Origin of the sequence: Bradyrhizobium embrapense (assembly GCF_001189235.2) — a bacterium.
GTDB classification, from domain to species: Bacteria; Pseudomonadota; Alphaproteobacteria; order Rhizobiales; family Xanthobacteraceae; genus Bradyrhizobium; species Bradyrhizobium embrapense.
Window position 1 is genome coordinate 220,713 of record NZ_LFIP02000005.1, and the last position, 10,672, is coordinate 231,384.

General features: G+C 63.3%; 13 protein-coding genes and 1 tRNA gene. 11 read left to right on the plus strand and 3 right to left on the minus strand.

Features of this window, described 5'->3' with window-relative positions; genetic code table 11:
• Both rnpA and rpmH read right to left on the minus strand, forming a co-directional pair.
• On the minus strand, positions 1 to 384 hold the full coding sequence (gene rnpA, locus AKN83_RS23670; protein WP_050406082.1) for a ribonuclease P protein component: 384 nt from the start codon (positions 382 to 384) through the stop codon (positions 1 to 3).
• Between the two features lie 32 nt (positions 385 to 416).
• A complete protein-coding gene (rpmH, locus tag AKN83_RS23675; protein ID WP_008542748.1) occupies positions 417 to 551 on the minus strand; it encodes a 50S ribosomal protein L34 in 135 nt (44 codons plus the stop codon).
• Between the two features lie 365 nt (positions 552 to 916).
• Between rpmH and AKN83_RS23680 the strand changes: the two genes are divergently transcribed.
• The 9 genes from AKN83_RS23680 (at position 917) to AKN83_RS23720 (ending at position 8,574) form a co-directional block, all read left to right on the plus strand.
• Positions 917 to 2,395 (plus strand): sensor histidine kinase, encoded by a 1,479-nt coding sequence (locus AKN83_RS23680; RefSeq protein WP_050406083.1) that lies wholly within the window; start codon positions 917 to 919, stop codon positions 2,393 to 2,395.
• A 148-nt stretch (positions 2,396 to 2,543) separates the two neighbouring features.
• Positions 2,544 to 2,620: transfer RNA gene (locus AKN83_RS23685), tRNA-Arg, on the plus strand.
• 161 nt (positions 2,621 to 2,781) lie between these two features.
• The gene (locus AKN83_RS23690) at positions 2,782 to 3,048 is read left to right on the plus strand and encodes a hypothetical protein (protein ID WP_050406084.1); all 267 of its coding nucleotides are present in this window, start codon (positions 2,782 to 2,784) and stop codon (positions 3,046 to 3,048) included.
• Between the two features lie 336 nt (positions 3,049 to 3,384).
• The gene (locus AKN83_RS23695; RefSeq protein WP_050406085.1) at positions 3,385 to 4,185 is read left to right on the plus strand and encodes a sterol desaturase family protein; all 801 of its coding nucleotides are present in this window, start codon (positions 3,385 to 3,387) and stop codon (positions 4,183 to 4,185) included.
• Positions 4,172 to 4,459, plus strand: coding sequence for a DUF5658 family protein (locus tag AKN83_RS23700; protein WP_244522063.1), 288 nt, complete (start codon positions 4,172 to 4,174; stop codon positions 4,457 to 4,459). The genes AKN83_RS23695 and AKN83_RS23700 overlap by 14 nt, the downstream gene beginning before the upstream one ends.
• Before the next feature lie 138 nt (positions 4,460 to 4,597).
• Entirely contained in the window at positions 4,598 to 5,536 is a 939-nt protein-coding gene (locus tag AKN83_RS23705; RefSeq protein WP_083992186.1) for a phosphatase PAP2 family protein, read from the plus strand.
• Between the two features lie 125 nt (positions 5,537 to 5,661).
• Complete coding sequence (locus tag AKN83_RS23710) at positions 5,662 to 6,036, plus strand: hypothetical protein (protein WP_050406142.1); 375 nt, start codon at positions 5,662 to 5,664, stop codon at positions 6,034 to 6,036.
• A 392-nt stretch (positions 6,037 to 6,428) separates the two neighbouring features.
• Entirely contained in the window at positions 6,429 to 7,562 is a 1,134-nt protein-coding gene (locus tag AKN83_RS23715) for a hypothetical protein (protein ID WP_063695484.1), read from the plus strand.
• A 13-nt stretch (positions 7,563 to 7,575) separates the two neighbouring features.
• Positions 7,576 to 8,574: a glycosyltransferase family 2 protein gene (locus AKN83_RS23720; RefSeq protein ID WP_050406088.1), complete on the plus strand. Its 999-nt coding sequence runs from the start codon at positions 7,576 to 7,578 to the stop codon at positions 8,572 to 8,574.
• Here the strand turns inward: AKN83_RS23720 and AKN83_RS23725 are convergent.
• A complete protein-coding gene (locus tag AKN83_RS23725) occupies positions 8,497 to 9,843 on the minus strand; it encodes a lipopolysaccharide biosynthesis protein (RefSeq protein ID WP_063695485.1) in 1,347 nt (448 codons plus the stop codon). The two genes, AKN83_RS23720 and AKN83_RS23725, sit on opposite strands and share 78 nt — an antisense overlap.
• A 297-nt stretch (positions 9,844 to 10,140) precedes the next feature.
• Here AKN83_RS23725 and AKN83_RS39845 point away from each other — a divergent pair, with 297 nt between their 5' ends.
• Together AKN83_RS39845 and AKN83_RS39850 are read left to right on the plus strand one after the other, a co-directional pair.
• Complete coding sequence (locus tag AKN83_RS39845) at positions 10,141 to 10,305, plus strand: hypothetical protein (RefSeq protein WP_157113525.1); 165 nt, start codon at positions 10,141 to 10,143, stop codon at positions 10,303 to 10,305.
• 190 nt (positions 10,306 to 10,495) lie between these two features.
• Positions 10,496 to 10,666 (plus strand): hypothetical protein, encoded by a 171-nt coding sequence (locus tag AKN83_RS39850; RefSeq protein WP_157113526.1) that lies wholly within the window; start codon positions 10,496 to 10,498, stop codon positions 10,664 to 10,666.
• Positions 10,667 to 10,672 lie beyond the last annotated feature (6 nt).

Here is a 10,672-nt window from a genome sequence, read left to right on the forward strand (position 1 = left end):
TTAGGGTCTCGTCATTCCATTCGGATTGGGCGCGCTTTTGTTACCCGCCGCTTTTGGGGCAGGTCGGTCGAGGCGGCGCAGCGCCGACCGCAGATCGTCAATCATGGTCGCAAAGTCGCGGGTCAGCGCGTCACGCCGGCCGACTAGCACATAATCATGGTGCGGCCGCATGAATACGGCATCGACCCGTCTTATCACTTCGCGAAGCCGCCGGCGGATGCGGTTGCGCTCGGTCGCGGTGCCGTTCTTCTTGGTGACGGTATAGCCGACGCGGATCGGACCGTGATCGTCGCGACGGCGGCCTTGCAGCAGAAAAGCGGCGGTATTCGCCCGCGCGCCATTGGCAACGGCGAGGAAATCCGCCCGCTGCCTCAGCCGATCCATAATGGGTATCTCCGGAGAGGAGACGTCCGGGCTCAGGCGCTCAGGCGCTTGCGGCCACGCGCGCGACGCGCAGCGAGGACCTTGCGGCCGCCGGCCGTGGCGAGACGGGCGCGGAAGCCGTGACGGCGCTTGCGCACCAGTTTGCTGGGTTGATAAGTCCGCTTCACGGGTAATTCTCCGCTGACCGGGCAATTTGCCGTTATATTGAGATGGAGTCCGATGATGCTGGCGGGCCCAAGCGAGCCGTTTACGGCCCCAAATGAGCCGCCCCCGGTCAAGAACCGGGCCATCGCGGACAGTTGGCGCGGCTTATAAGGGAGCGCCCTGTTTTCGTCAATGTCACAGGGCGTCGCAAAGAGGCTTCTTTGAAACGTCGCAATTGGGGCGAATATAACTGTTTTCGCGGGGTTTTTGACGGTGAGGAGCGCCTTGGGGCGTTCGGGGAACCGCCGACATTAGCGATCCGTAATTTGACCGGCTTGGGGGCCGGGCCGCATCTTCCGAACCCCTAAGCCAAACAAGGCCTTATCTTGTGGCTCTAACTGACGATCAGGCGACCGCGCAGAAGCCGCGGCCCAAGCCGCCCGTTCGGCTCGGGTTGTCGGGCAAGCTGTTGCTGCTGACGATTCCCCTGGTGATGATCGCGGGGCTCCTGATCTACGTGCCGGCGATCGCCAACTTCCGGATGAACCGGCTCAACGACCGCCTGGCAGCCGCCAACACCGCGGCGCTGGTGCTCGATGCCGCCCCCTCCGGCCTGGTGCCGGATTCGCTGGCGCGGCAGATCCTGACCAGCATCGGCGCCCGCGCCGTCGCCATCAAGCTCGGCCAGCAGCGCCGCTTGCTCGCCAGCGCCGACCTGCCGGCTTCGATCGACCATGACGTCGACATGCGGGCCATGACGGTGTGGTCGGCGATCGTCGATGCGTTCGAGATCATGCTCGAACACGGTGATCAGACCATCCGCGTGGTCGGACCTGCGCCGGGCCAGGCGCAATTCATCGAGGTCGTGATCGACGAGAAGCCGCTCAGGCAGGCGATGTACCGCTTCTCGCGCAACGTGCTGGTCGTCGCGCTTTTGATTGCCGGTCTGACCGCCGGCCTGGTCTATCTGGCGCTGCATTATCTGTTCGTCCGGCCGATGCGGCGGCTGACCGCGAGCTTGGTCGGCTTCCACGAGAATCCGGAGAGTTCGGCGCGAATCATCGTGCCCAGCCAGCGCGGCGACGAGATCGGCGTGGCCGAGCGCGAGCTGTCGGACATGCAGCGCGACCTGGTCTCGATGCTGCACCAGAAGAGCAGGCTTGCCGCGCTCGGGCTCGCCGTCTCCAAGATCAATCACGATTTGCGCAATCTGCTGGCGTCCTCGCAATTGCTGTCCGACCAGCTCGCCAGCGTGCCGGACCCGCGGGTGCAGCGCTTCGCGCCGAAACTGCTGCGCTCGCTGGAGCGGGCCATCGCGTTCTGCCAGTCGACCTTGTCCTATGGCCGCGCGCAGGAGGCGGCGCCGGACCGCCGCATCATCATGGTGGAGCCTGCGGTGGCCGAGGTGCGGGAATCGGCCGGGCTGGCGACCGATGTCTCGATCACCTGGATCAGCGCGATCGAGCGCGGCCTGACCATCGACGCCGATCCGGACCAGCTGTTCCGCGTGCTGCTCAATCTGGTGCGCAACGCGGCGCAGGCGCTGGAAAGCCGGCAGGACGGCGATGGCGGTGCCCAGCAGATCCGTATCACCGGCCGCCGCGAGGGGACGGTCGCGATCATCGAGGTCTCCGACACCGGCCCCGGCGTTCCGGCCAAGGCGCGCGAGCACCTGTTCGAGGCGTTCCAGACCTCCGGCCGCCCCGGCGGCAGCGGGCTGGGCCTTGCGATCGCCGCCGAGCTGATCCGCGCCCATGGCGGTCATATCCATCTGGTCGAAGGCACCATCGGCGCCACCTTCCGGATCTCGATCCCGGATCGCCCGGTGGAATTGCTGTCGATCCGCAGCGAGCGGGCGCGGGCGTAAGGGCCCGGTATTTCGGGGTGGCCAAACTGCGCCGAAATTGGCGCTTCCAGAGCTTGCCAACTGGACCGGGAGCCTGTAGCTAGAGCGCTCTTTCGCGACGTTCCGGGGCTCCCGGAACCATGCGGGCTTCAAGCCCACCTGCGAAAATGCGCCCGTAGCTCAGCTGGATAGAGCATCAGACTACGAATCTGAGGGTCGGACGTTCGAATCGTTCCGGGCGCGCCATTTCGGCTTTTTTTCATTGGATCTTCGCGCGCGCCTGCCAAGCCAAGCAGTGGCGTTACCGCTCGCGACGATCAAATACTTGTGCAGCGCGGCGAGATTTGTTGCGTCGCAACATAGGTCATCTACATCTGCTGCTCGATTCTCACCGAGGAGCCCTTCACGTGACCAAGATTTCCCTGTCCATCGTAGCCGCCACCCTCGCGATCGCGAGCGCGACGGTCGCATCCGCTGCCGAGCGTCCGACGTTCGAAGCCGCAGGCTTGCCGATCTCGCCGGTGCAGGCTGGTGTGCTTGGCGGCGCCAATGTCCACGAGCAGGCACCGGTAGCTGCGACGTCGGCCACGCCGCATCAGCTCAGTGTTCGGACACCGCGAAGCAAGATCACGACCGCGCGCGCTTCTGTCCGGACGGACCGCGCGTTGCACTGACCGGCATAGCTGCTGGTCTCCTTCCACAAAGCCCGCGACAACGTCACGGGCTTTCTCACGTGCGAGGTCTGCAACGGCTGCCTCCGGCGCGCTCGTCGGCGTCGCGCTAGCGGTCGTCAGATTCGCGTCGAACTCGGTCGGACGCTTGAACAACTGCAAGGCCTCGACATTGCCGGCTTGCAAACGCTGCCGACGCGGCTGATGGCGAGGCGCCGCCCCGTAAAAACCCTGCTTGCGCTCGTCCGACCGTTGAGAAAAAATAAGGTCTTTCAGCCTATAAGCGGCAGAACGTTTTATTTATTTTGTCTGTCCATTTGAACCGGCGGGTCATTTCTCATGTCGAGTGAGATCTCAAACGCCATTTTGCTAGCGGCGATATTTCTGGGTGTCGTCTACGGCAGTCGCATCCTCGAGAAGAGGTGGCCCATTGCCGACGTTTCCCGCGCCGAGTTTCGCGATGATTGGCTGGCGGTTATCGTGAGCGTCGGGCTGGAGCACATGCTTGCGCCGATCGCGGCGATCAGCGCGGGCGCGATCGCGAGCTATGCCGGGGTTGGCTGGATCAAGCTGCCGACCGAAGGCTATTGGTGGTACGTCTCCCTCGCGATCCTCGTGGTGGCGCTCGATCTCTACAAGTACACATTCCATCGCCTCCAGCATGCGATCCCCTTTCTCTGGGCGATGCACTCGTTCCACCACAGCGCGAACGGCATTACGTTCATTACCGGCGCCAGGCATTTCTGGCTCGAGAGGGTGCTGTCCGACGCCTTCCTTCCCATTCTTGCGATCCTGTTTCGGATCCCGCCGGATATGGCGATTGCCGCGGGGTTCATCTTCTTCGTCCCGGATGCGTGCGCGCATCTCAACGTCCGCATCCCGCTCGGCCGATTCGTGACATGGGTCAACAACCCGCAATGGCACCGGATCCACCACTCGATCCATCCCGAACATCGGGACAAAAATTTTGCCGCCTTCTTTCCGCTCCTGGACATTCTGTTCGGCACGGCGTGGGTGCCGAAGCCGGACGAGTATCCTGCGACAGGACTGGTGCCCGCGGAACGGGTGGACATCATCAACAGCGTGATCTGGCCGATCCGGCATCTTCGGCATGGGGGGTCAAGGAATGGACCGGGTTAAGGGCCTGTTGCTGTTCGTCGCGTTGCTGCTGGGGTACGCCGACCTCGTTTCGACGAATGTGATCCTCACTCTCGGGTTGGGCGAACTGAATCCGTTCATGCATCTGGCTCAGACATGGTTCGGCGTATGGTGGCTGGTCCCCAAGCTCGGTCTCACGTTTGTCCTGACGTGGTTACTTTGGCGCAGCAACAACGTTTACAATATCGCCCTCGTCGTCGCCTTCTGCTGTACGCCCGTCCTGAATAATCTCGTCATCATCGCGGGTACGAACTGAGCCGGCCGCTTCGTCTCGTTGCCGGAGCCGGCGAAGCGATGGTGTCGTCCGGCGCATGCTGCTGCAAGCGCGATGAAACAGAACCGCGTGCGGCGCGGGACATTGGTTCGGGTATTCTAGAACGATAAGAGCTGTTCCATGGGTGATATTGACGGAGTGCAACCTTGTGCGCCCGGCCCGATTTCAGCACTGGCCGCGCGCGTGTTCCCTCACCAATATTCTGACGCCGCAGAGGCCAGGAGCCTCTGGATCATCATCGCCGCGCTCGCCGGAGTTGCCGCTGCCGGGCTCGTTCTGTCCGGACTTCGGGTCTCATTCAACCCTGTGATCGCCGTCGGCTTTCTGGCGTTGGTCGGCCTCAATGTGGTCTACACCAGGATCAGGCCTAACAGACGCATCGCGTCATTTGCCCTCACCTGCGCGCAGCTGGTTGCGTTCACCAATGTCGGGACCGTTCTCAGCTATCTTGCTGCGTCCGCCGCATTTCCTCTGGTCGACAACGCGCTCGCGGCGACCGATGCCGCGATCGGCTTCGATTGGCTCGCCTTCTTCAACTGGGTGAAACTGGAGCATCCCGACGTCGGCTGGTCGCTCGATATCATCTACGATACCCTCTTCATTCAGTTCGGCATCCTGCTGGTCGTGCTGAACACCGTCGGAAAGCTCGAGGGGGCAAGAGAGCTCGCCTGGCTCTTTGTGATCACGCTGCTGATGATTCTTCCGTTGTCGATGGTGTTGCCTGCGGAGGGGGCCTGGGCACATTACGGTGTGGCGCATTTGACAAGCGCCTATTATTTGTCTGACTTCTATGCGATCCGCGATGGATCCATGAAGGTCATCGATCTGGCCAGGATCAACGGCATCATTCAATTTCCCTCGTTCCATGCAGCGCTTGCGCTGATCCTCATCCTGACGAGCCGGGGCACTTTCCTGTTCGCCGTCTTTCTCCCGCTCAACGTTCTCGTCATCATATCGGCGCTGAGCGCCGGCGGTCACCATTTGAGCGATATTGTCGTGGGGTTGGCCACCGTGCCTGCGGCCGTGCTCGTGCTGCGGACGCGCAGACTTTCGTCCTAGAGCCGACGCGAACCGGTATCTGCTTCGCTCGAAAACGTTCTGGCTCGCAGAACCTGACCGCCCTGTCCGGCGACAAACACTCTGGAATGACCGATGATCGCATCCAGCAGTCAGGAGATCGGGTGATGTCGGACAGGACCGTGCTTGCCTGCATCGCCTGCAGTGCCGTGATCGCGGCGGCCCTGGGGGCGGCCGCGCACGCGCAGACGCCGTCGAGCTGCAAAGAGCCGCGGGCGGGCACCAGCCGCGTCCCGATGCTGTCGCCGCCGCTCGCCAATGTGGTGACGGGCAAGGGACGGCTGCAATTCTACTCGGCGCCGAATCTTCGCTGCCCGATCAGCGGTGTGTTCGTCATTCCGAATGACGAGCTCGTCGCCTATGCGCAAACCGATGATGGCTGGTCGTCGGTGATGTATCTCAATCCAGGGACCGGCAACGACGCCTCGGGTTGGGTGAGGTCGGCGAGACTGAAGGTAACTGGAACGATCGCTCCAAAGTAGCATGTGACCCGGATCGCAGCGGGCGCGGCTTCCCGCTCCCTCGCATGCTTGAGCGGTGCTGGAACGAATTGCGCAACCGGATCGCGCGGTCATGCCGACGTCATGGAACGCTGCCCGGCGCGCCCATTAACCTCCACTAGTTGAATTTCTTGACGGCTCCCGCGTGAAGTTGGAGGGTCGCCGCAGGACGAGCGCCTCGGTTGGCGCAATCGGGGTTAACACTCTCGATTTGCTTCGGCTCTTTGAAGATCATTGATACTGGCGTCCGGCGACGCCGCTGCGATTGGACACAGACCAAGTGGCGAAGCATGCTGAACTCGACGGCGCATATTGCTTTCCAGGCCAGCCACCCGCGTGACGCACGAGCGCGTCCGCCAATCTCGGTGGGCTAGATGCAGGCACCCGAGCAGCAAGCGGCGGTTGATGCGCGGCCAGCGCGCAAGGGGGCGGTCCGGCCGATGACCGCTGCGGATGTACCTGCGGTCGCCCGACTTTTTATGAAGATTTACAGGGGCTCAGACCGGCCGGCGGATTTGGACCTTCAGAATTATCTGAAGGCGATCACCCTGGAGGCCCCGTCCTATAGCGAAGCCACGGGCGCGTATATCTACGAGCAGCAGGACGGGCGCATCCCAAGTGCGATGCTCGCGGTGCCGATGCGCTTCATCGCTTGCGGCACCGTCGTGCCTGGCCGGTTGGTCTGTACACTGATGACGGACAAGGAGGCCGGCGGTGCGGCGCAGCTCGTTCTGACCTTGCGGCCGAGGCGTCCCGACATTCAATTCAGCGACACGGCTTCGCCCACCACCTTTAATCACTGGCAGGCAATCGGTGCAAAGCCGATCCCCGCACACAATCTGGAATGGACGCGTAGCTTTCGTCCCTTAGGTGCGCTGGCCGGCCGTCTTGGAGACCGGTTCTTTCGCGGCAGGAGCCTTGGTCTTGCGACGTTCGCGCGCCCCATCGACGCGTTGCTATTGCGCCGCTTCAGCGAAAAGAACGCAGTGGAGCACGGCGGTGCCAAGGTCACGGACATGTCCGTCAAGGCTTTTCTTGAGCAGGCGCCGGGGTTCATCGCCCACTATGCAGTTCGACCCCTGTGGTCGGAAGAGGAACTCGGCTGGCTGGTATCGCTCGCGGCGCAGAACACAACGCACGGCGCGTTCACGATTCGCGCGGTCGAAGACCGCGCGGGCACCTTGATCGGTTGTTTCGTCTACTACGCGGCACCAGGTCGGACAGCGCATGTTCTCAATGTGCTGTCGCACCGCGGCCAGGAGATCGTCGTGCTGAACGCGATGTTCCATTATCTCGAAAGCTCCGGCCACGTCGAAGCCCGCGGTCGCGCGCACCCCGCGTTGATGGCTGGACTGTCGCTGCAACGCTGGCTCGTCTTCCGGCACAAGGCCTTCGCGGTGGTGCTTACACGGCTGCCCGACGCAAACGATGCCGTCGCGCGCGGCGACATCTTCGTTGGTGGCCTCGCCAGCGAAGACTGGAGCCGGCTGATGTCCGATTTCCACTGAGGCCGCTGCTGAGATGTCGGTATCGGTCATCCTCAAGGCACTCAACGAAGAGGCGCGGATCGGCCCGGCGATCGAGAGCGTGCTGGCGGCGCTCGAGGGTATCGGCGGCGAAGTCATCGTGGCCGACGGCGGTTCACGCGACCGGACGGTCGCCGTCGCGGCCAGATACCCCGTCCGCATCGTGCAGCTTGAACCTGCGATCGCGCCGAGTTGCGGCATCGGTCCGCAGCTCGGCTTCCAGTACAGCCACGAGCCGTTCATCTGCCTGATGGACGGCGACATGTTGCTTGATCCCGGCTTCCTGCCCGACGCGCTCGCCTTTCTCGCGGACCATCCGGGCGTCGCCGGCGTTACGGGGCATGTCGTCGAGATGAACGACACCAGTCTCGAATATGTGCGGCGCGGCCGCAGGATCTCGCCGGAGAACCGGATCGGCGAAATCGACCGCATGAACGGCGGCGGTCTCTATCGACGGGCAGCCATCGAGCAGGTCGGATATCTGTCGGACCGCAACCTGCATGGCTATGAGGAGTTCGATCTCGGCGTGCGGTTGCGCGCGCGCGGCTGGACGCTGCACCGTCTCGACCGCAGCTTCGTCCGGCATTTTGGACATGCGATCAATGCCTATGCGCTGCTCGTCCGGCGCTGGAAGTCGGGTTATCTGCGCGGGATCGGGGAGCTCTTGCGGGCGGCGTTCGGCAAGCCGCAATGGAAGCAGCTGGTGCAGGAATTGCCCGAGCTGAAGCTGTGGGGCGCAGTCTATCTGTGGCTGGCCGTGATGGCCGTGCTGCCGTTCCTGACGTCGCATCCCGGATGGGGGCTCGCGATCGATGCGGCCGTCATCGCAGGCGTCATTGCGTTGATGAGCGCGCGCCAGCGCAGCCTGTCGCTTGGTCTCTATGCTGTCGTCGCGTGGCTGTTTCACGCCGCAGCGTTACCGCTCGGCTTCTTCCACGGCCGGGAGGCTCCGGCGGACTGGATCGACAGCCGCATCGTGCAGGACATTCCCTGACGGCGCAACGCTCGTGCCGGATTCGTCGATGTCGTGGCCCATGTCCTGGCCGCTGCGGCGCGCCAGCCGTAGCAGAACCAGCCAGCCGGAGACGACGAGGGATGCTTCGATCACATAGAGTGCAACAAAGGTTCCGATCGGTGCGGCGATCCACGTCGCGGCGGCGATGAGGCCGCTGCCCACCATGTTGGTGCTGTTCAGGATCAGTGCGCGTACGCCCTGCCGTCCCGACGCTCCCAGCAAGTCCATCGCGACCGCCCAGCCACCGATCAGGACAACCGTGCCGGACAGGCAGCGCACGAAGAACGCGAGATCGCGGTACTCGCGGCCGAACAGCCGCGGCAGCTCGGGCGCCAGCACGAACAGGATGAGGAATGTCGCAACACCGAGGCCGATGGCCGCAATCAGGGCGCGCTTCGCTGCGGGGAGCGCCAGATGCAGGCCGTCGCGGCTGGCCCGCGCAAAGCGCGGATAGATCAGCCGGTTGAAAGCGTCGATCGAGAGATAACTGCTGTCCATGATGCGGCGGGCGACGCCGTAGCTGCCGACCGTCTCGATCGGCATGAACAGGCCGATCACGAACAGGTCGACGTTGGACCGGATCGCCCGAACGACGAATTGGGAGCTGAACAGAATGCCGTTGCGTAGCTCCTCGCGCACGATCCTGAACCGTGGCCGGCCAAGCGGCCGCAGCCACATCAGTCCCACCAGTGCATAGAGCAAGTGTCCGCAGAACTGCCACGCCGCCCATTCCGCCAAACTCGATGTATGGAACACGATGCAGGCAAGCGCGGCGGTGGCCGTGCGTGCGATTGCAAAACCCACCACCGAGCGATTTGCCGAGCGAACCTGGCCGAGGCCAAGGAACACGGTCTCGACCAGAAGGATCAGGCGGACCAGCACGACGTTGCCGAGGAACAGCAGGGCAACGGTCGAGATGGCGATCGGGGAACCGGAGACCATGCGAATCCACGACGCCGTCGTCGCAACGCCGGCGAGCACAAGCACGGCGCTGGTGAGCCCGATCAGGAGAAGATTGTGGCCGAGCAGATCGGGATAGCTCGCGGGCTCGCGCGCGACCCTGCGCAGCAGGCAGTCGGAGGCGCCGAGGCCGCAGATCTGCACCGCGATCGCGGTCACCGCCGATATCTGCACGAACAGGCCGAATTCGGCCGGCCCGAGCGCACGTGCCAGGATCGCAAAGGTCACGAGCTGCGCAAGGCTCGCCGCCGCCAGCGATCCGCTCGACAGCAGATAGCTGACGATCATCGGCGTGGCCGTCGAGAATGTGCGGCTAACGGCACTGATGTGTCGCAATGATCCACGGCCTCTGGTTGGCGGTCGATCCCCACGGCACTCTATCAGGCTCGCATGCGCCACGTATCGTGAGCTGCGCGCCGTTCGAAGATTGACGTTAACGTCGGCGCGGCGGGTCGTTGGGTTGTCGTCGGCGGCGCGCGAGTGACACTCGCGAAGGCGGCGATCTGCCGTGTGCGAAGTCTGATGCGGCGCGTTGATCGCGGATGCTCAGGCCTTCGACCGTCTCTCAGCTTCGTGACAGAAGCGATGTTCATCCGCGCACCGATCCGGGCGGACGAGCGCGCGGTCCGTCACATCATCGAAGTCCGCATGACTTGCGGAAACCGAGCGCGCGTCAGGCGTGTTCCCGGCGGCTTCCTGCTGAGCGCCGTTTGCGAAGGCCGCGTGCTCATCGATTCAATTGAAGGTTGATTGTTGGATTTCCATAAGCAAGCCGTCGGCCATCATCTTTTATGAGCCCATCAGCTCGCATGCTTCCATTCAACAGATTGATAGTAAGGTTAACGCTAACACCTAACTCTAAAAGCCACTCAAGGTTGTCTCGACTTTCGAGAGGAGGATAGTGGGCCGAGCCGAGCGCAATCACTGCTCGGGACAGAACATGGAGGTCGCCATGAACGATTTGGCCCGGGGCGCTGCTCGAAACGTCGAGAGACTCATCAACGGACGCGTGCTGCATGACGACACGATCGATCCGTCCGGCTCCGCATTGCTCGCGCTGAACAATGGCAGCGCGGTTTCCGTCGGCGACGCCTCGTCCAGCCGCAACTAGGCCGAA